The sequence below is a fragment of the Thiorhodococcus minor genome, assembly GCF_010820565.1.
Classification (GTDB): Bacteria; Pseudomonadota; Gammaproteobacteria; order Chromatiales; family Chromatiaceae; genus Thiorhodococcus; species Thiorhodococcus minor.
Genome location: NZ_JAAIJQ010000036.1, coordinates 35618 through 57803 on the forward strand (window position 1 = coordinate 35618; position 22186 = coordinate 57803).

A 22186-nucleotide genomic window follows, 5' to 3' on the forward strand; every position below is an offset into this window, starting at 1 on the left:
AGATGAGCCGCGTCCTGAGCCGCGCGAGGCGGTGCCCTTGGCACCAGCCAGCGGCGGCTCTCTTTGCGATCTCCCATTGGCATGCAAACGCCGGATGAAGTGATCCGGAGGTAGAGCAATCATGTGGACTGACAGTGTCGTGGCAGGGGTTGTCGATCAGAGCACTCCGCCCTGGCGTCTACGCGACCATAAGGGGACGGTTTCGCTCGTTCACCGGGTCGCGGATGCCATTCTCGTCGCACTGGGGCTTTGGCTCGCCTGCGCCTTCACTGCAGCCGAAGTCTCCGTGGCTTTGATATCCGCCGGCTTGATCGGCACCGGACTCTTCTATTTCTTGGCCGAGATCAAGGATCTCTACCGGCCCTGGCGCACGGAGTCGGCCCGGGTGGAAGTATGGCTCGTCCTGGAGACCTGGCTCTTGGTCGCCGGCATCTCCTTGACCGCCATATACGTCCAGCAGGATGCGGCGGAATATCCGCCGGACACCATGCTGTATTGGCTGGTGACGACACCACTCCTGCTTGCCGCCTGGCGCTGGAGTGCCCGCTCGGCGCTGCACTATGCACGCGCCCATGGGCTCAACACGCGACGGCTCGCCATCGCGGGCGGCGGCGATCTGGCTCAGCATGTCGCACGCACCATTGAAGACAAGCCATGGATGGGGCTGGATCTGCTCGGCCTCTTCGATGACGAGCAATCCGATGACGAGCAGGAGGTGGAGCACGAGCCCAATGGGAGCCCCCGCGGAAGCCGTTCGCTGAGCACCTTGGTCGATCTCGCCCGGCGCGGCGATGTCGACGTGATCTACATCGCGCTTCGGCCAGGTCACAAGGAAAGGGAGTCCGAGGCCCTGCTGCGCAGCCTGGGCGACAGCACTGCGTCCGTCTATCTGGTCCAGGATCGGCGCGCGCGCGTCGCGGACGGAAGCCAGGGATCGCGCCAGATCCTTCCCAACCTGTGGCGCATCGATGTCCTCCAGCGTCGACGCCTCGATCTTGGTGGAATCCAAGCCGTCAGCCTCTACGAGACCCCGTTCGACGGCCCCGACGGCTGGCTGAAGCGGCTCGAGGATATCGCCATCAGCAGTATCGCCCTGGTTCTGCTGGCATTGCCGATGCTCCTCATCGCGGTCGGCGTCAAGCTCTCGGGTCCAGGCCCCGTCTTCTTCAAGCAGCGCAGATACGGTCTCGACGGCCGGCAGATCATGGTCTGGAAATTCCGCTCCATGTCGGTCTGCGAAGACGGCGGCAAGGTCAAGCAGGCACGCAAGAACGACTCGCGGATCACGCCTTTCGGCGCCTTCCTGAGACGGACCTCTTTGGACGAGCTGCCGCAGTTCGTCAACGTCCTTCAAGGCAGCATGTCGATCGTCGGACCTCGCCCTCACGCCGTGGCTCACAACGAGCAATACCGCGCGATCATCGGCGGCTATATGCTGCGTCACAAGGTCAAGCCCGGCATCACGGGCTGGGCCCAGGTGAACGGCTGGCGTGGCGAGACGGATTCCGTGGACAAGATGGGACGCCGCGTCGATTTCGACCTGGCCTACATCAGAAACTGGTCGATCTGGCTGGATATCTGGATCGTCGTCTTGACCTTCTTCAAAGGCTTCGTCCACAAGAACGCCTACTAAGGGCGCAAGCAGTCCCAAGAAGCCCCTCCTGCCTTGCGGGGCGGAGCGCCGAGCAGCCGACGCGGGCGGTCGACGACTTCGCCTCCTTGCAAGAGCGCAAGCTCCAGCCAGACGCGATCCAAGCCTCGCCAATCGCCTAGGGCGCACCTCCGGAGGCTTGCTTCTCATGCGTTATAAGATAACAATCCGAGCCTCCATCCACCCAGCGTGGGGCACGCGCGCCCTGATCTGGCGGTCTTGAGCGCCGGTCTCGGCACAGCCATGACCCCGGCGCCAAGCGCTGCGCGTATCCCGAGCTGAGCCACCCTAGGAGCGCCGGAGACATGGCGAGGCTATTGCTGCTGCTCATCCTCATCACAAGCGCCGTGGAGGCGAGCACGCCGCTTCACGTCTTTGTCAGCATTCCACCCCAGAAGGCGCTCATCGAGAGTATCGGCGGCAACGCCGTACAGGTCGAATCACTGGTCCGCCCGGGCTTCAGTCCGCACGGCTACGAGCCGACGCCGGGGCAGATGGCGCGACTCGCGAAAGCCGACCTCTACTTCGGCATCGGGCTCCCGCTCGAGACCGCCTGGATGAAGCGCATCCGCGCGGTCAATGAAGACATCAGCTTCCTGGACCTCAGCGGCGGCATCGCGCATCGCCCGCTCGACGGACACGCGTCGGCCGAGCCCGAGCATCAGGATCCGCCCACAGCACAAGGGCAATCCGCGCCGTCGCACCACCACCACGACGCATCCGAGCTGGATCCGCACCTTTGGACGAGCCCCCCCTTGGTCAAGCAGATGGGCATTGGCATCGCCGCGTCGCTCGAACGGCTTGCGCCCCAGCACAAGGCAGCATTCGCCACTGGGCTCGCCGGCTTCGAAGCGGACCTGGACCAGCTGGACCGAGATATCCGCAAGATTCTGGGCGGCCTCGAGCATCGCCGCTTCTTGGTCTTCCACCCGTCCTGGGGCTACTTTGCGGAGACCTATGGGCTCGAGCAGATCGCGATCGAGCACCAGGGCAAGGAGCCCGGCCCCCGCAGTCTGGCCAGACTGATCGACCGGGCAAAGCGCGATGGCATTCGCGTCGTCTTCGCCCAGCCCCAGTTCAGCCGCAAGTCCGCGGAGAAGATCGCGCACGCCATTGGCGGGCGTGTCGTTCTCGCCGACAATCTAGCCCCAGACTATTTCGAAAACCTAAGGCAGTTCGCGCGCGAGGTGGCGGCGACGGAGGTGCCCGCAAAGCCGTGAGCGGCTCCCTGGCCTCGGGATTCCCCGGTCCAAGCCCAAATACCGGCCATGCGTCAAGCTCGGGAGGGCTCCGAACGTGGAATCAGCATCAGACGCGGCCTTCATCGGCCTGGATCTCGGGACCTCCGGCTGCAGGGCGATCGCCGTCGACACCCGCGGGCAAGAGATCGCCCAGGCGCGTGCCGGACTCCCGGCGCCCGAGAGTCCGGCGCCCGGACACCAGGAGCAAGACCCGGAGCTCTGGTGGACGGCAGCCCAGGAGGTCCTCGGCACCCTGGCGGAAGCACTGAGGGGCCACGCCCCTCGGGCCATTTGCGTCGATGCCACATCGGCCACCCTGCTGCTGGCCGAGCCCTCAGGCCAGCCGCTCGGGCCTGCCTTGATGTACAGCGATCAGCGCGCGACCGAGGCCGCGCGGCGGGTCGCCGAGGTCGCTCCCCCAGACTCTCCCGCCCGAGGCCCAAGCGCGGGTCTGGCCAAGGTCATGGCGCTCGCCGACCGACTCCGGCCGGGCACCTCGGCCATGGCGCTGCACCAGGCCGACTGGATCGCGGGCAAGCTCTGCGGAGGGTTTGGCGAGAGCGACTGGAACAACGCCCTCAAGACAGGCTTCGACCCAATCCGACTCAGCTGGCCGAGCTGGGTGCCTGAGCTGCTGCCCCGGGAGATCCAGCTTCCCAGGGTGCGCGCGCCTGGAGCCCAGCTCGGGCTCTTGACGCCCGAGCTCGCCGAATCCCTGGGAATGCAGGGACGCATTGAGGTCCTTGCCGGCACGACGGACAGCACGGCCGCGGCGATCGCCGCCGGCGCCGCGCGGCCCGGTGATGCCGTCACCTCGCTCGGGAGCACCTTGGTCGTCAAGATCGTCGCAGACCGCCCCATCGTCGCCAGCCGCTATGGCGTCTACAGTCATCGACTCGGAGACGCCTGGCTCGTCGGCGGGGCATCGAACAGCGGCGGCGCCGTCTTGCGCCAGCACTTCACGGACGACGAGATCCGGGCGCTGAGCGCAGCGATCGATCCAAGCACCGAGACGGGTCTCGGCTACTACCCCCTGCCAGGCACAGGCGAGCGGTTCCCTCGCCACGACCCCGGCCTGAAGCCCGCCCTGGCGCCGCGCCCGGAGACACCAGACCAATTCCTTCAGGGGCTTCTCGAAGGCATCGCCGCGATCGAGGCGGAAGGCTACGCCAAGCTCGCCGAGCTTGGCGCCCCGGCGCCGACGCAGGTCGCCAGCCTCGGCGGCGGCTCGCTCAACGACGCCTGGACAGGGATTCGCGCCCGCCTGCTCGGTGTGCCCGTCATGGCGGCCGCGCACCAGGAGGCAGCCTATGGCGCCGCACTCCTCGCAATGCGCGCCCGCGGCACAGGCGCCCTGGCCAGGGCGTCGCATCCTTCATAGAATCCGGCGACGCCCCGCCCACCCAGGAGACAAGCTAAGTGGCCGCCCCCTTCGATTTAACCCTAGAGAGCGCAAGGATCGGAATGATCGGCCTTGGCTATGTCGGACTCCCTCTCGCCGTCGAGCTCGGCAAACACTACCCAGTCATCGGCTACGACCTGAGCCCGACTCGACTGGAGGAGCTGAAGCAAGGACGGGACTCGTCGCTCGAAGTCGAGCCCGAGGCGCTGACGCAGGCGCACCTGCTCAGCTTTACGGGAGATCCGGCCGACCTCCGCGGGTGCAACGTCTACATCGTCACAGTGCCGACCCCCATCAACGCCCACCGTCAGCCGGATTTCGGGCCGCTCGAGTCCGCCAGCCAACTGCTCGGCAAGGTCGTCAAGCCAGGCTGCGTGGTGGTCTTCGAATCGACGGTCTACCCAGGCGCGACCGAGGAGGTCTGCGTCCCCATCATCGAGAAGGAATCGGGCCTCGAGTACAACCAGGACTTCTTCGCCGGCTACAGCCCGGAGCGCATCAATCCGGGCGACAAGGAGCACCGCGTCACGACCATCAAGAAGGTCACCTCGGGATCCACCCCGGAAGCGGCCGACTTCGTCGACGCCCTCTACCGCTCGGTCATCACCGCGGGCACGCACCTCGCGAGCAGCATCCGCGTCGCCGAGGCGGCCAAGGTCATCGAGAACACCCAGCGCGACCTCAACATCGCCCTCATCAACGAGCTGGCGCTCATCTTCAACAAGCTCGACATCGACACCGAGGAGGTGCTCGCGGCGGCCGGCACCAAATGGAACTTCCTCCCCTTCCGGCCCGGGCTGGTCGGCGGGCATTGCATCGGCGTCGACCCCTACTACCTGACGCACAAGGCACAGCAGATCGGCTACCACCCCGAGATCATCCTCGCCGGTCGCCGCCTCAACGACAGCATGGGCGCCTATGTCGCCGGCCAGGTCATCAAGCTGATGACAAGGCGCTGCAGCATCGACAAGGAGAGCCGGATCCTCATCCTCGGGCTGGCGTTCAAGGAGAACTGCCCGGACCTGCGCAACACCCGGGTCGTGGATATCATCCGGGAGCTGGAAGACTATGGGCTGCAATGCGATGTCCATGATCCCTGGGTGAATCCATCCGAGGCGGAGCACGAATACGGCATCCGGCTCATCGGGCAGCCCGCGGCCAACCAGTACGACGGCATCCTGCTCGCCGTCGCCCATCGGCAGTTCGTCGAGCTGGGCGTGGAGAGCATCCGCGCCTTCGGCAAGCCGAATGCGGTCCTCTACGACGTCAAGGCCCTGCTACCGCGCGACGCGGTCGACGGCCGCCTCTGACCCGGAGCACTCAAGTCGCCCGAGGAGCCGAATCTCGTATTTCGAACCGCAAAGACGCAAAGGACGCGAAGAGAACGAGGGCTTGCCAGCACTGGATCTTCACACAGAGGGATGGCATCCAGCAGTCTAAGCATGTCTCGAGCCGAGAAAGGGCTGCCATTCGGCCAGTCAATCCGGCAACTGTCTGACTTTTCTCCCGCTGGAGGCTGATCGCTGGAAGCTGGCTGCTCAATCTTGGTTGAAAGCCTTTGCGATCTTTGCGCGCTTTGCGGTTCAACAATCTCTTTCTCTGGAATAAGGTCCTTACATGAAAATCTTGGTCACCGGCAGCGCCGGATTTATCGGCTCCGCGCTGTCCCTGCGACTCCTCGAGCGCGGCGATGCGGTCATCGGCGTCGACAACCTCAACGACTACTATGACGTCGGGCTCAAGGAGGCGCGGCTCGCCCGCACCAGCAGTCATCCTGCCTTTGCCGACCTGCGGCTGGACATCGAGGACGGCGAGGCACTCAACCAGGCCTTCGTCGATCATCGCCCGGACCGGGTCGTCAACCTGGCTGCGCAGGCCGGAGTGCGCTACTCGATCGAGAACCCCATGGCCTATGTGCGCACCAACCTGGTCGGCTTCGCCAATGTGCTGGAGGCCTGTCGGCACAACGGCGTCGAGCATCTGGTCTACGCCTCCAGCAGCTCGGTCTATGGGGCCAATACCGAGATGCCCTTCTCGGTGCACGACAATGTCGACCACCCGCTGAGTCTCTACGCCGCCAGCAAGAAGTCCAACGAGCTGATGGCGCACACCTACAGCCACCTCTATCAGCTTCCCACGACGGGACTGCGCTTCTTTACGGTCTACGGCCCCTGGGGCCGACCGGACATGGCGCTCTTCGAATTCACCCGCGCCATCCTCGCCGGCGAGAAGATCCAGGTCTTCAACTACGGCAAGCACAGACGCGACTTCACCTACGTCGACGACATCGTCGAGGGCGTGATCCGGGTCCTGGACCAGGTCGCGACGGGCAATCCCGAGTGGTCGGGCGATGCCCCGGACTCCGCGACCAGCCAAGCGCCCTATCGCCTCTACAACATCGGCAACAACAAGCCGGTCGAGCTGATGGAATACATCGGCGTGCTCGAGGAGCGTCTCGGCAAGAAGGCCGAGATGGAGCTGCTTCCCCTGCAGCCGGGCGACGTGCCTGATACCTACGCCAACGTCGAGGACCTGGCGCGAGATACCGGCTACCACCCCAGCACCCCGGTCGCGGAAGGCGTCGCACGCTTCGTCGACTGGTATCTGGACTTCTATCGGGTCTGAGAGCGGTCAATCTGGAACCGCGAAGGCGCGAAGGGCGCGAAGGGCGCAAAGGGCACGAAGAAGAACAACAACCTGGCTTTCGCACAGCCTTCACGCTTCGCGTGAAGGCTGCCGCCCTTACAGCGCATTGAAATCCTTCGCGATCTTTGCGCCTTGGCGGTTCAAAATCCCTCGACCGACAAGAGACCTACTGCAGATCGCGCGGCGCCAGGCCGAAGACCTCGTCGAGCCGGGCGATCAGCTGGCGCATCTGCAGCGCCAGGATGGCGAACTCCGCGTCCAGACGCATCGCCGGATCCAGATCCTCGTTGTCGAGGTCCTCGAGCAGGGCATCGCCGACGCGCAGCCGCTTGATGGAGAGGTCGTCGGCCAGGGTGAAGGTCAGGCGCTCGTCCCACTCCAGAGCCAGCTTGGTGGCCCGCTTGCCGGCGCGCATGTGGTTGAGGATCTCGTCGCTGGAGAGGTCCTGGCCGCTGCAGCGCACGACGCTGGAATTATCGTCGGCATCGCGCAGCTCGCAGGCGTCGGCCGGCACGAAGTCCGCCGGTGCGACGCCGTCCAGGAGCCAGGAGGTCATCACGGTCGCCGGGGTCTTGTCGGGATCGGGCAGCTTGGCCGGCAGGCTCTCCAGGGTCTCGCGCAGCAGCGAGACGATCTCCTCCGCCTGCTTCTCGCTGGCGGCGTCGAGCACCAGCCAGCCGGCCTCCGTGTCCACATAGAGCAGTGTCCGGCGCGAGCGGGTGAAGGCGCGCGGCAGCATCTCGTTGATGATCTGCTCGCGCAGACGGCGGCGCTCGGCCCGCCCGACATCGCGCGCCTCGCCCGCCTCCAGCTCACCGACGCGCTCGTCGAGCGCCTCCGCCACGGCGGCGGACGGCAGCAGACGCTCCTGCTTGCGGGCACAGATGAGAAAACAGCCGCTCACCGCATGCACCAGGGCGGCCGTATCCTCCCCCAAGGGCGCGGCCCAGCCAAGGGTCGCGGTCTCGACCGGCCCGCACGGGCGGAACCGACGTCCGCCCAGCCGCTCCTCCAGCTCGGTCGCATCCAGAGGAAACGGCGTATCCAGACGGTAGAGTCGAGCATTCTTGAACATGGTGAGCCTCTGTCGAAAAAGCGCCGGAGTATGCCCGACTTTCAGGGAACTGCAAATCGCCGCGATGCCGTCATTCGCCGCGGGCCGGCCGTTTCGCTAGAATGCCGGCAACTTCAGCCATTTGCCGGCACTCCGTGAACGACATCCCCCTTCCAGGTCTCTTTCTCGCCCTCTTCGTCCTCATCAATCTCTCGGCCTTCTTCTCGGGCTCCGAGACCGCGATCCTCACCATGAACCGCTACAAGCTGCGGCACATGGCGGACCAGGGACATCGCGGCGCGCGCATCGTCCGTCGCCTCTTGGAGCGACCGGATCGCCTGATCGGACTCATCCTGCTCGGCAACAACTTCGTCAACATCATGGCCTCCTCGCTCGCCACAGTGATCGCGCTGCGCGTCGGCGGCGAGGCGGCCATCGGCATCGCGGCCGGGCTGCTGACCCTGGTCATCCTCATCTTCGCCGAGGTCGCCCCCAAGACCTACGCGACACTCCACCCGGAGCGGCTCGCCTTTCCCGCGTCCTACGTCTATGCGCCGCTCCTCAAGGCCCTCTACCCCATTGTCTGGCTGGTCAACTTCTTCACCAACGGCCTCTTGAAGCTGCTGGGGATCGCGCCGGAGGGTGGCTCGGGGACGGACCTCAGCCGCGAAGAGCTGCGCACCGTGGTCAGCGAGGCCGGCGCCATGATCCCAGAGCGCAGCCGCTCCATGCTGCTGGCGATCCTCGACCTGGAGCATGCGACGGTGGAAGACATCATGATCCCGCGCAACGAGCTCGAGGGTGTCGACATCCAGGACGACGAGGACGAGATCCTCCAGACCATCCGCAACACCAGCTATACGCGGCTACCGCTCTACGACGGCAGCATCGACAACGTCATCGGAATCCTGCATGCCCGCAACGCGCTGCACGCCCTGCTCGAGCATGGCCTGGACAGCCCCCAGCTCAAGGCGATCGCGCAGGAGCCCTATTTCGTGCCCGAGGGAACGGCACTCTATCAGCAGCTGCTCAACTTCCAGCGCAACAAGCAGCAGGTGGGACTGGTCGTCGACGAGTACGGCGATTTCATGGGACTGATCACCTTGACGGATCTGCTCGAGGAGATCGTCGGCGAATTCACCACCGACCCCTCAGACAGCCTCGACGAGGTCCATCGCGCCGAAGACGGCAGCCTGCTGGCCGACGGCAGCATCAGCGTGCGCGACCTGAACCGAGCCCTGCGCTGGGAGCTGCCGACGACAGGCCCCAAGACCCTCAACGGGCTCATCCTGGAGTACCTGGAGACCATCCCGGAGCCAGGCACCAGCCTCAAGCTGGACGGCCACCCCATCGAGATCATCCAGACCGCGGACAATGGCGTAAAGACGGTCAAGATCGTCCCGCGTCCCCAGCGCAAGACACGAGCTTGAGCCTGACAGAGCGCAGTCGAGCCACAAAGCGCAGGATGAGCGCAGGTGCGTTCATCCTAGAAAGAGCTGCCAGCCACCAGCAGCCAGCTCAAAGCTTTGTTTTTGGGCTGCGCTCAGGTCTTCTCTGAGTCACCCAGCGGATGAAGCGACGCATCGCCCACACCTCTGTCTTCTTTGCGCCCTTCGCGCCTTTGCGGTTCGAATTGAAGCTAGGGCCGAATCTCGATCGGCGTCCCATCCGGCACAGCGCGCCAGATCTCGGCCATCTCCGCATCGGTGACGGCGATACAGCCGGCCGTCCAGTCGCGCCAGCGATGCAGCCGCCCCCAGAAGCCGGCGCCGTTGCGCAGCCCGTGGATCATGATGGCGCCGCCAGGCGAGACGCCCCGCGCCTTCGCCCGCAGGGTCTCGGACGCCGTTGGGTAAGAGATGTGCAGTGAGCGATAGAAGCGGCTATTCGGGTTGCGATAGTCGATGACGTAATGCCCCTCGGGTGTCTTGCCGTCGCCCTCCCGCTCCTTGGCGCCGACCGGCGCGAAGCCCAGTGCGACGCTGTACTCCCGCAAGAGGGCGTCACCGCGATAGAGCCGCAGCCGGCGCTCCGCCTTCAAGGCCAGAACCCGATCCGCCCGCGCCTCCGCCGGCAGCGCCGACCTTGGCCAATGCGCGTAGAGCCAGAGCGCGAGCGCGACGACCGCCAGCACCAGCACGAGCTTCAACACCAGAGCCATTGGCCGATCAGCCCTGAGATCGAAAAATTGAACCGCGAAGGCGCAAAGGACGCGAAGGGGAGTCGGGGTTTGGCCAGTGCAAGACTTTCACCCGCTGGGCGGGCAACATGGGCTCCGCAACGCATCGCTATCCTTTGCGCGCTTCGCGCCCTTGGGGTTCAGAGACGGACTCAAGCCACGGCATCCAGCGCCTCCGCCAGGGTCCGGACGGCGACGATCTCGAGCCCTTCGACGCCTTCCTTGGGGACATTGCCCTTGGGCACCACGGCACGGCGAACGCCGTGCTTGACCGCCTCGCGCAGCCGGTCGGGGCCATTGGGGACGGGGCGCACCTCGCCGGAGAGACCGACCTCGCCAAAGACGGCGAGGTCGAGCGGCAGGGGCCGATCACGGTAGCTGGAGAGCACCGCCATGATGACGGGCAGGTCGGCCGCGGTCTCCGCGATGCGCACACCGCCGACCACGTTGACGAAGACGTCCTGATTGAACATGGCGATGCCGCCGTGGCGATGCAGCACGGCCAGCAGCATGGAGAGCCGGTTCTGGTCGAGCCCCAGCGCCACGCGCCTGGGGTTGGCGAGCGGGCTCTCGTCGACCAGCGCCTGGACCTCCACCAGCAATGGACGCGTGCCCTCGCGGGTCACCATGATCAGGCTGCCGGACACGGGCTGGTCGTGGCGGGAGAGGAAGATGGCGGAGGGATTCTTGACCTCGCGCAGGCCATGATCGCCCATGGCGAAGACGCCCAGCTCGTTGACCGCGCCGAACCTGTTCTTGATCGACCTCACCATGCGGAAGGGCCCGCCCTGCTCGCCCTCGAAATAGAGCACGGTATCCACCATGTGCTCCAGCACCCTGGGGCCGGCCAGGGCGCCGTCCTTGGTGACATGGCCGACCAGGAAGACGACGGTGTCGCGCTGCTTGGCGAAGCGCACCAGCTGCGCGGCCGACTCGCGCACCTGAGAGACCGAGCCCGGCGCCGACTGCACCAGCTCGGTGAAGAGGGTCTGGATGGAGTCCACGACCATGACGCGCGGGGCCTCCTGAGCGGCATGCGCCAGGATCACCTCGACACAGGTCTCGGCGAGCAAGCGAACCCCGCCGCCTTCGAGTCCGAGACGACGTGCCCGCAAGCCGATCTGCTGAGGCGATTCCTCGCCGCTGACATAGAGCACGGTCTCTGAGCCCGCCAAGGCCGCGCAGGCCTGCAGCAAGAGGGTCGACTTGCCGATGCCCGGATCGCCGCCGATCAGCACAACGGAGCCGATGACGATGCCGCCGCCCAAGACGCGATCCAGCTCGCCGATGCCGCTCTGGATGCGCTGGCGCTCCTCCGGGCTGACGTCCTCCAAGGCCTCGACCCGCGTCCCGTCGGTCAGTCCTGCGTAGCCGCCGCTGCGCTGGCTGCCGCGGCTGCGGCTGCGGGCTTCCACCAGCTCGGACAAGGTGTTCCAGGCACCGCAGTCGGTGCACTGACCGGCCCATTTGGGGTGACGGGCGCCGCAGGCGCTGCAGACATAGGTCGACTTGGGCTTGGGTGAGGCCATGGGAGAGATTCCAGATCGCGGCAGGCAGCTTTCGGAAAGGCTCGACTCTGGCGGGCTCGGCGCGCTGCCCAGCCGGATCAGCCGGTGACTTCGTCCTCGATGAGGCCCTTCAGCTGGACCAGCATACGCTCGGCGCTCGACTGGACCACCCGCCGCACCGTGCCAAGGAAGAGCATCGCGCCCGGATTCAGGCGATCCAGCTCGAAGTCGAAACTGACGCGCGTCCGCGCTCCCTCGGGCGTGAAGCGGTAGCGGATGCGAAAGGGGTCGTCGAGCCCCTCGAAACAGACCCGGCTCGGGTGCTCGAAGGCGACCACGCGAAACTCGCTTTGGGTGCGCCGCCCCTTGTCCACCCGGACCTGCCGCCCGACCCAGCCGACTTGGAGGGGACCCTCGGTCACGGCCTCCATCAGCTCCACCTCCGGCGACCAGCGCGGATAATTGCGCACGAAGTCCTCCGCGACGAACGCGAATACTCTGGTCACCGGGCGATCGATCAGCGCCTCGGCCTCCGCTTTCACCATGGGCGATCAGTCTCCTATCAAACGGCGCCTGGCCTCGTTGATCTTGGCGGCGAGGTAGTCCGAGCCGCCCCTGTCCGGATGCAGGCGCTGCATGAGCCGGCGATGGGCCGCCCGAACGGCCTCGGCGTCCGCGCCATGCTCGACACCCAGGATGGACCTGGCTTCGGCCTCGCTCAGCTCCCCGGTCCGAGCCGGAGCACCGCCCGAGCCGCCATTGGTCTGGGCCCGCTCGCGCCAATCCTCGCCGTGCTCGCGATCCAGATAGGCCTCCAGCACGGCCAGCGACTGCCCGTCGCTCTCGCGATAGAGCTCGTGCATCCGCAACAGCTCGTCCAGTCCCAACGCGCTCAGCTCGCGCCCCTTGAAGGGACCATCCAGCACAGTCCCGTCCAGCGCCCCGGTCGCGTGATCCAGGCGCATGTCGAGATACCTGGTGCGGATGCTCGAGGCCTGCGCCCCCGGCCCGCCCCCGGCCGCGCCGAGCGCGCCTCCCAGACCGAGCGAGCGCAGGATCTGCTGCAAGGCCGGCACCAGGCGCAGAAGATTGGCGGCGCGTAGGACCAAGGGGATGGCGGCGCCAATGGCCGCGAAGATGGGATTCAGCCGGCCGCTGAGCACGGCAATGATGAGGATCGCCACCGCACCCCAGAGCGCCGACTTGCGCAGCACCCGGGCGACCCGTTCCGGCGGCGTGGAGCGAAACCAGCGCAGAAGCCAAAACACCAAGCCGACGAAGGCGGCCAGCAGCAGAAGTCTGACGATCAAGCGCTCAAGCTCCCTTCCTGGACATCTGGTCCGTGAGCCGCAGAACGGCACCGCCGCGCTCCTGCCCATAGCTTTCCAACGCCTTGCGCCCGCCCGCGGCATAGACGGCAACCGCGCTCAAGAGGTCGCGCAGGAGCTGCGGACTGCCCGCATCGAAGGGACACCAAGCCCCGCCGGTCAGCCGCGCGATATCGCGGAAGGCGCGCTCGGCCGCCGGATCGCGACCTTCCTGAAAGACGAAGGCCGGCACCCCGAGCACGCCCAGCTTACCCGCGAAGTCCGCCAGCCGATCAGGGTCCTCCTCCATGCAATCGCCGACGAAGACCAGGGCGTTGACCTTCTGCTTCGAGGCCTCGTCGATCGCATGCGTCAAGACGCGCCCGATCTGCGTCAGGCCCGCCGCGCAATAGACGCGATTCATGCGCTTCAGCAAGGCATCCGAGTCCCGATACCACTCCGACCAGTGGATCTCCTGGAAGCCCCGGTAAAAGCAGAGCTGAACCTCCAGGCCACCGAGAGAGCGGGTCTCGAGGAACATGCTCGACTGGATCCGGGCCGCCTGATCCCAAGTCGGCTCTCGGCTCGCGGTCGCGTCCATGGCGAAGATCAGCCGGCCGCTCCGGCCGTCGGCGACAGGCTTGGGCGTCGCGGCGACCTGACTCAGAAAGTCGCTCACCGCATGATCCGAGGCGGTCTTCTCGAGGTCTCTTCGATCGGAGCTCATGAATTTAGTGGGCAGTGGGCAGTGGGCAGTGGGCAGTGGGCAGTCGAGCTTGAGTGCCGCATCGAACGGCGAATGTTTGGGCATCAATCAATCTTACTGTCCCTTGGTGTCCTTTGCGCCTTTGCGGTTCCAATAACCTCTTCAGGAGCTTCATTCGCTTCGGAAGCGGGCTCCGCGCCCTCCCCCTCGAAGAACGCCTTGACGACGGCGATGTCTCGGGTGCGCGCCATGGCGGGCAGGCTATCCAGGAAGGTATAGCCGTAGGAGCGCGATAACAGGCGCGGGTCGCAGACGACCAGGACACCGCGATCCTCGGCGCCGCGGATCAGCCGCCCGGCACCCTGCTTGAGGGCGATCACCGCCCGAGGCAGCTGGTAGTCGCGGAAGGGATTGCCGCCCTGCTGGCGCAGCGCGTCGATGCGCGCCGAGAGCACGGGGTCGCCGGGCGATGCGAAGGGCAGCCGGTCGATGAGGACGCAGGACAGGGCGTCGCCGCGCACGTCCACCCCCTCCCAGAAGCTCGATGTGCCGAGCAGCACGGCGTTGCCCAGCTTGCGGAACCGATCGACCAGCTCGGCGCGCGGGGCCGTGCCCTGGACCAGGACGGGATAGTCGATGCGCCCCTCCAGGCCAGCCGCCATCTCGCGCAGCGCGCGATGGCTGGTGAAGAGCAGAAAGGCACGCCCGCGGCTGTAGCCGATGATCTCGCAGGCCAGCTCCAGGACGTGGCGGTTGTAGTCCGGCTCCGACGGCTGGGGCATGCCGCGGGGGACGAGCCAGAGCGCCTGGCTGGGGTAGTCGAAGGGGCTGTCCCAGAGGTCGGTCTCGGCGTCCTCGATACCCAGCTGGCGTGCGAAATGATCGAAGCCATGCCCGACCGCCAAGGTCGCGGAGGTGAAGACCCAGGCGCTGCGCTTGCGCCCGATCTGGTCGCGAAAGAGGTCGGCGACCTCGAGCGGCGTCTGGTGGAGCCGAAAGCCACGCCCTTGGGTCTCGAACCAGCGCACGCTCTCCGCCGTCTCGGGCGCGGTCAGGGTGCTCAGGCGCCCGAGCAGATCCTTGGCGCGCTCGTGCGCCGCATCCAGCCCCTTGGTACGACCCGCGCTGGCCGCGAGCCCGTTGATCAGCGCCTGCAGCCGCCGCTCGAGCGATGCCAGGGCGCGCTGCACCTCGGCATCCTGCGCCAGCTCATGCCAGGGTCCGCGCCGATCCTGCTCGCCAAGTCGCCCGCGCACGTCCTGGGCCGCCCGCTTGAGACGCGCCGTGCGCTCGCGCAGGTCCGCGGCGTCGCTCGCCTCCTTCTTGACCTCGAGGTCGGTGTCGCGCGCGAGGTCCAGCAGCTGGCGGCCGCTCAGCGTGATGCCAAAGAAGCTGGTGGCCACCTCGGGCAGCTGATGCGCCTCGTCCAGGACGAAGCAGTCCGCCCCCGGGAGGATCTCACCGAAGCCTTCGTCCTTGAGCGCCAGATCGGCGCAGAAGAGGTGGTGATTGACCACCACGACATCGGCCTCCTGGGCCTGACGCCGCGCATGCACCAGGTGACAGGACTGCAAATCCTCGCAGTCCTGACCCAGACAGTTGTCCGTGGTCGAGGTCACGAGCGGCCACACCGAGGCATCCTCGGGGATCGGCAGCTCGGCGATGTCGCCGCGCTTGGTGCCTTTCGACCAATCCAGCACCTGCTTGAGATGGCCGCGCAGCCCAAGATCCAGGCCGCCGAGATCCTCCTGGGCGAGCTTGAGGCGATGACGGCAGAGATAGTTGCCCCGCCCCTTCAGGAGTGCGGTGGTGACGGGGACATTGAGCGTCTTGCGGATCAGCGGGAGGTCGCGATGGAAGAGCTGATCCTGCAGATTGCGCGTTCCGGTGGAGACCAGCACCTTGCGGCCGGACAGCAGCGCCGGGGCCAGGTAGGCGTAGGTCTTGCCCGTGCCCGTGCCCGCCTCGCAGATGAGGACACCGCCCTCCTCCATGACGCCGGCGATGCGCTCGGCCATCGCCTGCTGCTGCGGGCGATAGCTGAAGCCCGGGACCTTGCTCGCGAGCAGTCCGCCCGGCCCCAGCACCTGGCTGAGATCCGTCATTCAACGCTCCCCATGCCGGAGCCCCGCCGACCCCTCGCCGCGATCAATCCTGACCGGCGCGCTTCTCGGCCTCGCTGGCGCCGGTCATGTCTCCAGCGCGTCGCTTGGCCTCGGCGATGATTCGCCAGTTGTCCTTCTTCATGTCCGCGCTCTCGCCAGCGAGATCGTTGGAGCGCGCCGCAAGGTTGCCGGCCTGAGACGACTGGCCCTGCTCCATGCGCACGCGCGCCAGACGATTCCAAAGGTAGGCCTCGCGCGGAGCGATGCGCAGCGAGCGCTCGAGCGAGGCGGCAGCGCCCGCGTAGTCGCCGGCCTGACGCTGGCTCTCGGCCTGCCTAGCTAGAGTATCGGCGGCCGGCGGCAGGTCGGGGGCCGCGACATTGGACTCCGGCAGCTTGGAGACAGGGGGCGCTGGAGGCGGCTCTGGCTCCGCGGTCTTGGGCAGCTGCGGCTGAGTATCCGCCTTGGCGACGATCTGCTCGTCTGGCTTCTCCTGGGTCGCCCCAAGGTCGGCGCTCGCGGCCTCCTGCGGAGCCCCTGGCTGCGGCGCGGCCTGCGTCTGGGGCTGAGGCGCGGCCGCTGTCGGCGGGCGACTGGCCGGCTCCTGGGTCGCGACACGGCCATCCGCAGACGCCGCTGGTCCGTTCGCAGGCGCCGGGACGCTCGGCTCAGGCGCGGGATCCGGAATCTTGCTGGGATCCTTGTAGGCATAGACGCGGGTCCCCTGCTTTTTCGGCTTGGGGGCGACCGGCTTCGGCTCGGGGGCCTTCTCGACCGGGGGCTCGACGGGATAAGCCGGTGGCTGTGCCTGGCGCGGCGTTGCCCGCACCACGGGTGCCGGCGGCCCCTCGCGAGGTCCCAGGGCACAGGCCGTGAGCGCGCCAGCGGCCGCAAGTGTCACTAAGAATCGGCTCGATCTATCCATCTCTTGTCGCGTCCGCCTCGCGGTCTGTCGGCGAGGCAAGTCCTCAGTTGTAGAAATCTCTCATGAAATGATTCTGGGTCTGCTCGCGCGGCCTCGGCGGCGGCTCGGGCTTGGGCTCCGGCCGCTGCCGAGCGGGCTCGCTCGATTCGGCCTGATTCCGGGCGACGCGACTCTCGGACTTCCCCGAGGGCGTCCTGCGCTTATTCCCGCCCCCACAGCCTGGCCGCGAGGCGCTATCCCCGATGTAGGGCACATTGGATCGCCCGCAGGCATCGGCAAGCACGACGCCGTCCGGGGGCGCTTCCGGGAGTGGCTCATTCTCCATTGCGAGCATGAGCTCCCCCCAAACGCGCAGCGCGCCCGTGCCACCGGCGAGCCCCATGGGCTTGTAGTCATCACGGCCGACCCAGACCGCGGCGACCTTGTCGCCCGTGAATCCGGCGAACCAGCTGTCGCGCATGTCGTCCGTCGTTCCCGTCTTGCCGGCCATGGTCATACCATCGGGCAGCTTGGCGCCGAGCCACTTGGCGGTCCCCTGAGTCACGACGCGCTGCATGGCCCAGGTCGTCAGATAGGCCGCCTTGGGATCCACCACGGCCTCCACCGCCAAGGGATAGCGGTTGAGCGGCAGGCCATGGGCGTCCACCACCTCGCGGATCGCCCGCAGCGGCGCGCGATAGCCTCCGGCGGCGATCGTCTGGTACATCTGCGCCACTTCCAGCGGCGACATGGAGACGGAGCCCAGCAGCAGCGAGGGAACCTTGCGGATCTGCCGCTGCACGCCCATGGCGTAAAGGGTATCCGCGACCTTGCTGACCCCGACACTCAGGCCCAGGTTCACCGTCGCCAGGTTCAAGGAGCGGACCAGGGCGCTGTAGAGGGGCACAGCGCCATAGACGCGGTGATTGTAGTTCTTGGGCTCCCAGCGGCGAGCGCCGTCGGGCAGACTGACGGGCTTGTCCTGAATGGAGGTCGTCAGCGTATAGCGGTCGGACTCCGACAGGGCCGTCAGGTAGACCGCCGGCTTGACCAGGGAGCCGATCGACCTGACCGCGTCCAGCGCGCGGTTGAAGCCGGCATACCCAGGCTCGCGGCCACCGGCCACGGCAAGCACCTCGCCCTGGGTGACTGAGGTCACCACGGCCGCCGTTTCCAGGGTGCCCGGCTTCATCCTGCGCTTTTTCTCCAGCGCGGCCAGCCGCTTGGGCAGGGCCTCCTCCACGGTGGCCTGGACCTGAGGATCCAGCGTCGTGAAGATGTTCAGACCTTCCGAGCGCAGATCCTCGTCGCGGTAGTCGCGCTGGAGCTGCCGTCTCACCAGGGTGATGAAATGGGGATAGGCACCGGCGGGCCGCCCGCCGCCGTTCTGGATGCCGAGCGGCTGCTCCTTCGCCTGGGCGGCCGCCTCGGGCTCGATGACGCCGTCGCGCACCATGAGATCCAGCACCAGGTTGCGACGGCGCTCGGCGGCCTCGGGGTGACGGCGCGGGTCCAGGCTCGACGGGGCCTGCACCATCCCCACCAGCAAGGCCGTCTTGGCGACGTCCAGCTCGCTCAGGGGCAGATCGAAGTAGAACTCGCTCGCCAGGCCGAAGCCATGGATGGCGCGGCTGCCGTCCTGCCCCAGATAGATCTCGTTGGCGTAGGCCTCCAGGATCTCGTCCTTGCTGTAGCGGCGCTCGAGCAGGAGCGCCATGTAGGCCTCCTTGATCTTGCGCTCGAAGGTGCGGTCCGCGCTGAGGTAGAAGTTCTTGACGAGCTGCTGGGTGAGGGTACTGGCACCCTCGACCACGGCGCCGGCCTGCAGGTTGCTGACGACCGCACGCAGGATGCCCTTGGGGTCCACGCCCATGTGGCGGTAGAAGTTGCGGTCCTCGACCGCCATGAGCGTCCGCACCAGGAGGTCCGGGATCTCCTTGCGCCGCACCAGGACGCGGTCCTCGTTGTGGGTCGGGTAGATGCTGGCGATCAGCATGGGATCCAGCCGCACCAGGGCCGGGTCCGGGCGCTCCTCTTCCAGCGCTTCCAGGCTCGCGACCTTGCCATCCTCGAAACCGACCTTGAGGAAGCGATCCGGCTCGCGCCCGTCCCAGAAGCGGAAGGCACGGGTACGCACCTGGAAGCTATCGCCATCGCGGTGGAAGTAGCCGGACGCCGCGGGCGAGGCCTTCTCGTGATAGCTCAGCCGGTCCAGCTCCGCCTGAAGGTCGTCCGCCTTGAGGTGCTTGCCGACATAGAGCTCCAGCGGCCGGGCGTAGACGCGCGCGGGAAGCGCCCAGCGCTGTCCCTCGAACTTGTCGCGCACGACACGGTCGAGGTGCGCCCCGTAGAGCGCGACCAGGCCACCGAAAACCAGGGTCAGGACCAGGGTCGAGCGAAACAGGAAACGACCGAGCCGGAAACGCTTGGGCATTGGAGCGCGCCTGCGGCGCTGGGAGGGAGGTCGACGATTACTGGATGGCACGGCTACTCACAAGCCCCCGCGACCGCGCGCGGCAGACCCTTGGCTGAAGGCATAGGTGGGATGCGTGATTATTGCACATGGACGGGCAGGCGCACCCATTATCGGCGCCGATCAGACGCTGATGCTCCCATCTCCCCGGAAGACCGACAACAGGGTCAGGCACTTTCACGCTTTCATTGCACCCTTGCTACAAGTTTCGCGCAAACCGCGCCCCCCAACCTCAGGTCTTGATCCCCACCCCGCGCCGCAGCAACAGCAAGCTGAAGGCCGTCAGCACCAGGATGAAAATCAGGATCATGCCGAAGGCGACGCCGATGGGGATATCGCTCACCCCGAGCAGTCCGTAGCGGAAGGCGTTGACCATGTAGAGCAAGGGATTGGCCAGCGAGACCGCCTGCCAGAAGTCGGGCAGCAGCGAGATCGAATAGAAGACCCCGCCCAGGTAGGTCAGCGGCGTCAGCACGAAGGTGGGCACGATCGAGATGTCATCGAAGCTGTTTGCGTAGATGGCATTGATGAAGCCGCCGAGCGAGAAGAGCACCGCCGTCATGATGCAGATCACCAGGGTCACCAGCGCGCTGTGGATCTGGATCTCGGTGAAGAGCAGCGCGACCAGCATCACCGCGGTCCCGACGATCAGGCCGCGCGCGACCCCGCCGGACACATAGCCGGCCAGGATGACCCAGTTGGGCGCTGGCGAGATCAGCAGCTCCTCGATGTAGCGGGAGAACTTGCTGCTGTAGAAGGAGGAGACCACGTTCGCGTAAGAGTTGGTGATGACGCCCATGAGGACGAGGCCGGGGACGATGAAGTCCAGGTAGGCAAAGCCGTCCATGGTGCCGATGCGCTCGCCGATCAGCCGCCCGAAGATGACGAAGTAGAGCGTCGTGGTGATGACGGAGGGCAGGATGGTCTGCACCCAGATCCGCGAGAAGCGCAGGATCTCCTTCGTCAATATGGTCTGGAAGGTCACCCAATAGCGGTGCCAGTCGCTCAATCGCCGTCTCACGCCCGCCCCTCCAGCCCCGCCGCGCGCCGATCCACCAGCTCGAGGAAGAGCCGCTCCAGCCGATTCTGCTTGTTGCGCAGGCTGATGACCTCGATGCCGTTGCGCGACAGCGCCTCGAAGAGGCCGTTGATGGTGTGGTCGCGATTCATCTCGACCTCCAGGGTGCAGTCGTCCAGGTGCTGGAGGACGAAGCCGCCGAGCTCAGGCAGCTCTGAGACGCAGCCTTTGAGATTCAGCACGAAGGTCTCGGTATGGAGCTGGCCGAGCAGCTTGGCCACGCTGGTCCGCTCGGCGATCTCGCCCTGGTTGATGATGGCGATATTGCGGCAGAGGCTCTCCGCCTCTTCCAAGTAGTGGGTGGTCAGGATGATGGTCGTACCCTTGGCGTTCAGCTCCCTCAGGAATGACCACATGGAGCGGCGGATCTCGATGTCCACCCCCGCCGTCGGCTCGTCCAGAATGAGCAGCCGCGGCTCGTGCACCAGGGCGCGCGCGATCATCAAGCGGCGTTTCAGACCACCCGAGAGCTTGCGCATCTCGGTCCCCCGGCGGTCCCAGAGGTCGAGCTGACGCAGGTAGCGCTCGGCGCGCACCCTGGCCTCGCGGCGCGGGATGCCGTAGTAGCCCGCCTGATTCAGGACCACCTCGAGGACGGGGAGGAAGAGATTGAAGTTGAACTCTTGCGGGACCAGCCCGATGCAGGATTTCACGCCTTCCGGATCTGTGTCGAGGTCATGACCGAAGACCTGGACAGCCCCCGAGGTCTTGCGAACCAGCGAGGAAACGATTCCGATGAAGGTGGACTTCCCGGCGCCGTTCGGTCCGAGCAGGGCGAAGAAATCACCCTCCTCCACCTGCAGATCCACGCCCTTGAGGGCCTGAAAGCCGCCCTTGTAGGCCTTGGTCAGCTGTTGGGCATCGAGTGCGAACATGGGTCTCCCGAGTGTGAGTTAGGATCGCCGGCCGCGCCGGGCATTGCTGAGCCCGACGCCAGGCTGGCCCTGGCGGTGCGGGCGACGGCGCGACAAGGACCTCGGCGCTCGGCGATTCCAGCGCACCTATGCGCCGTCGGACATGGCAATGATCGCCACAATATCGAGCCGGCCGCGACCACCGCGGGCCAGGCAGCCCCCTAGACCACGAGCCCCATGATCGAGCCCGACCTCCTGCAAACCGCCCTTCTCCTGCTCCCAGTCGGCCTGCTCGCCGGACTGATCGACGCCATGGCGGGAGGCGGCGGACTGCTGAGCATCCCCGCCCTGCTCTGGGCCGGGCTGACGCCCGTCCAGGCCCTGGCCACCAACAAGGCCCAAGCGGTCTTCGGCAGCGGCATGGCCACCCTGCAGTTCATGCGGCGGGGACATCTCGAGAGACGCGGCATCGCGCTGGCGATCGCCTGCACCTTCGCGGGCTCCGCCGCTGGCGCCATCCTGGTGCAGCAGATCGACAGCGCCTTCCTGGAGCGTCTGATCCCGGTGCTGCTGATCGCCTTCGCGGTCTATTTCTGGCTCTCGCCACGGGTCTCCGACCTCGACTCCCATCAGCGCATCGGCGGCACGGCCTTCGCCCTCTGCATCGGGCTCAGCGTCGGCTTCTATGACGGCTTCTTCGGGCCGGGCACGGGCACCTTCTTCGCGATGAGCTATGTCGCCCTGCTCGGCTACAACCTGCGCCGGGCCACAGCCCATACCAAAGCGCTCAACTTTACCAGCAATCTGGCGGCCCTGCTGTTCTTCCTGGCCGGCGGCCATATCCTTTGGCCCATCGCCGCAGCCATGGCGATCGGTCAGTTGGCGGGGGCCTGGATCGGGGCCCATATGGTGATGCGGCACGGCGCCGCGCTGGTTCGGCCGGTGCTGGTGATCTCGTCGATCCTCGTCTCGGCGAAGCTGCTTTGGGGACAGCTTGGTTGAGGGTTGAGGGCAGTGGGCAGTGGGCATATTGGATTGTGCAGTGTTCAGACGAATTTGGGCTAACGTCTTTAAGATT

The 22186-nt window shown here is 66.5% G+C and carries 18 protein-coding genes; 7 read left to right on the forward strand and 11 right to left on the reverse strand.

Translation table 11 applies throughout. The features are described from left to right. The first annotated feature begins 121 nt into the window (after positions 1-121). The 5 genes from G3446_RS13250 to G3446_RS13270 all read left to right on the forward strand — a co-directional run bounded on the left by G3446_RS13250 (position 122) and on the right by G3446_RS13270 (position 6919). Positions 122-1633 carry an undecaprenyl-phosphate glucose phosphotransferase gene (locus G3446_RS13250; RefSeq protein WP_164453312.1) on the forward strand — a complete coding sequence of 504 codons (1512 nt, stop codon included), beginning with the start codon at positions 122-124 and terminating at the stop codon, positions 1631-1633. A gap of 323 nt (positions 1634-1956) precedes the next feature. After that, a complete protein-coding gene (locus G3446_RS13255; RefSeq protein ID WP_164453313.1) occupies positions 1957-2871 on the forward strand; it encodes a metal ABC transporter solute-binding protein, Zn/Mn family in 915 nt (304 codons plus the stop codon). Positions 2872-2947: 76 nt separating this feature from the next. Continuing rightward, positions 2948-4273: an FGGY family carbohydrate kinase gene (locus tag G3446_RS13260; protein ID WP_164453314.1), complete on the forward strand. Its 1326-nt coding sequence runs from the start codon at positions 2948-2950 to the stop codon at positions 4271-4273. 83 nt (positions 4274-4356) lie between these two features. Further along, positions 4357-5604, forward strand: a complete 1248-nt coding sequence (locus G3446_RS13265; protein ID WP_164453327.1) for a nucleotide sugar dehydrogenase — start codon at positions 4357-4359, stop codon at positions 5602-5604. Between the two features lie 307 nt (positions 5605-5911). Then, positions 5912-6919, forward strand: coding sequence for an NAD-dependent epimerase (locus G3446_RS13270; RefSeq protein WP_164453315.1), 1008 nt, complete (start codon positions 5912-5914; stop codon positions 6917-6919). 187 nt (positions 6920-7106) lie between these two features. Here G3446_RS13270 and G3446_RS13275 read toward each other — a convergent pair whose 3' ends face one another. Beyond that, positions 7107-8015 (reverse strand): recombination-associated protein RdgC, encoded by a 909-nt coding sequence (locus G3446_RS13275; protein ID WP_164453316.1) that lies wholly within the window; start codon positions 8013-8015, stop codon positions 7107-7109. Between the two features lie 134 nt (positions 8016-8149). Between G3446_RS13275 and G3446_RS13280 the strand changes: the two genes are divergently transcribed. Continuing rightward, positions 8150-9424 (forward strand): CNNM domain-containing protein, encoded by a 1275-nt coding sequence (locus tag G3446_RS13280; RefSeq protein ID WP_164453317.1) that lies wholly within the window; start codon positions 8150-8152, stop codon positions 9422-9424. 209 nt (positions 9425-9633) lie between these two features. On the opposite strand, the gene G3446_RS13285 is transcribed toward G3446_RS13280, so the two are convergent. The 10 genes from G3446_RS13285 to G3446_RS13330 form a co-directional block, all read right to left on the reverse strand. Next, positions 9634-10155 (reverse strand): L,D-transpeptidase family protein, encoded by a 522-nt coding sequence (locus G3446_RS13285; RefSeq protein ID WP_164453318.1) that lies wholly within the window; start codon positions 10153-10155, stop codon positions 9634-9636. 170 nt (positions 10156-10325) lie between these two features. Beyond that, positions 10326-11702 (reverse strand): DNA repair protein RadA, encoded by a 1377-nt coding sequence (gene radA, locus G3446_RS13290; RefSeq protein ID WP_164453319.1) that lies wholly within the window; start codon positions 11700-11702, stop codon positions 10326-10328. 77 nt (positions 11703-11779) lie between these two features. Further along, positions 11780-12226 carry an SRPBCC family protein gene (locus tag G3446_RS13295; protein ID WP_164453320.1) on the reverse strand — a complete coding sequence of 149 codons (447 nt, stop codon included), beginning with the start codon at positions 12224-12226 and terminating at the stop codon, positions 11780-11782. Positions 12227-12232: 6 nt separating this feature from the next. Further along, positions 12233-12991 carry a J domain-containing protein gene (locus G3446_RS13300; RefSeq protein WP_209262404.1) on the reverse strand — a complete coding sequence of 253 codons (759 nt, stop codon included), beginning with the start codon at positions 12989-12991 and terminating at the stop codon, positions 12233-12235. Positions 12992-12995: 4 nt separating this feature from the next. Beyond that, positions 12996-13715: a vWA domain-containing protein gene (locus tag G3446_RS13305; RefSeq protein WP_164453321.1), complete on the reverse strand. Its 720-nt coding sequence runs from the start codon at positions 13713-13715 to the stop codon at positions 12996-12998. A gap of 83 nt (positions 13716-13798) precedes the next feature. After that, a complete protein-coding gene (gene yoaA, locus G3446_RS13310; protein ID WP_164453322.1) occupies positions 13799-15799 on the reverse strand; it encodes a DNA repair helicase YoaA in 2001 nt (666 codons plus the stop codon). A gap of 43 nt (positions 15800-15842) precedes the next feature. Further along, the gene (locus G3446_RS13315; RefSeq protein WP_342450111.1) at positions 15843-16700 is read right to left on the reverse strand and encodes a tetratricopeptide repeat protein; all 858 of its coding nucleotides are present in this window, start codon (positions 16698-16700) and stop codon (positions 15843-15845) included. 67 nt (positions 16701-16767) lie between these two features. Next, the gene (gene mrcB / locus G3446_RS13320) at positions 16768-19137 is read right to left on the reverse strand and encodes a penicillin-binding protein 1B (RefSeq protein WP_164453324.1); all 2370 of its coding nucleotides are present in this window, start codon (positions 19135-19137) and stop codon (positions 16768-16770) included. A gap of 271 nt (positions 19138-19408) precedes the next feature. After that, positions 19409-20197 (reverse strand): ABC transporter permease, encoded by a 789-nt coding sequence (locus G3446_RS13325; protein WP_342450112.1) that lies wholly within the window; start codon positions 20195-20197, stop codon positions 19409-19411. Next, positions 20194-21129 carry an ABC transporter ATP-binding protein gene (locus G3446_RS13330; protein ID WP_164453325.1) on the reverse strand — a complete coding sequence of 312 codons (936 nt, stop codon included), beginning with the start codon at positions 21127-21129 and terminating at the stop codon, positions 20194-20196. Before G3446_RS13330 ends, G3446_RS13325 begins: the two co-directional genes overlap by 4 nt. A 216-nt stretch (positions 21130-21345) precedes the next feature. Between G3446_RS13330 and G3446_RS13335 the strand changes: the two genes are divergently transcribed. Then, complete coding sequence (locus tag G3446_RS13335) at positions 21346-22110, forward strand: TSUP family transporter (RefSeq protein ID WP_164453326.1); 765 nt, start codon at positions 21346-21348, stop codon at positions 22108-22110. Positions 22111-22186 lie beyond the last annotated feature (76 nt).

Bases quoted from the DNA above. Each gene is read 5' to 3' on its own strand.
- G3446_RS13250 (WP_164453312.1), top strand. From the start codon at position 122: ATGTGGACTGACAGTGTCGTGGCAGGGGTTGTCGATCAGAGCACTCCG.
- G3446_RS13255 (WP_164453313.1), top strand. From the start codon at position 1,957: ATGGCGAGGCTATTGCTGCTGCTCATCCTCATCACAAGCGCCGTGGAG.
- G3446_RS13265 (WP_164453327.1), top strand. From the start codon at position 4,357: ATGATCGGCCTTGGCTATGTCGGACTCCCTCTCGCCGTCGAGCTCGGC.
- radA (WP_164453319.1), bottom strand. From the start codon at position 11,702: ATGGCCTCACCCAAGCCCAAGTCGACCTATGTCTGCAGCGCCTGCGGC.
- G3446_RS13275 (WP_164453316.1), bottom strand. From the start codon at position 8,015: ATGTTCAAGAATGCTCGACTCTACCGTCTGGATACGCCGTTTCCTCTG.
- G3446_RS13285 (WP_164453318.1), bottom strand. From the start codon at position 10,155: ATGGCTCTGGTGTTGAAGCTCGTGCTGGTGCTGGCGGTCGTCGCGCTC.
- G3446_RS13270 (WP_164453315.1), top strand. From the start codon at position 5,912: ATGAAAATCTTGGTCACCGGCAGCGCCGGATTTATCGGCTCCGCGCTG.
- G3446_RS13330 (WP_164453325.1), bottom strand. From the start codon at position 21,129: ATGTTCGCACTCGATGCCCAACAGCTGACCAAGGCCTACAAGGGCGGC.
- mrcB (WP_164453324.1), bottom strand. From the start codon at position 19,137: ATGCCCAAGCGTTTCCGGCTCGGTCGTTTCCTGTTTCGCTCGACCCTG.
- G3446_RS13295 (WP_164453320.1), bottom strand. From the start codon at position 12,226: ATGGTGAAAGCGGAGGCCGAGGCGCTGATCGATCGCCCGGTGACCAGA.
- G3446_RS13305 (WP_164453321.1), bottom strand. From the start codon at position 13,715: ATGAGCTCCGATCGAAGAGACCTCGAGAAGACCGCCTCGGATCATGCG.
- yoaA (WP_164453322.1), bottom strand. From the start codon at position 15,799: ATGACGGATCTCAGCCAGGTGCTGGGGCCGGGCGGACTGCTCGCGAGC.
- G3446_RS13335 (WP_164453326.1), top strand. From the start codon at position 21,346: ATGATCGAGCCCGACCTCCTGCAAACCGCCCTTCTCCTGCTCCCAGTC.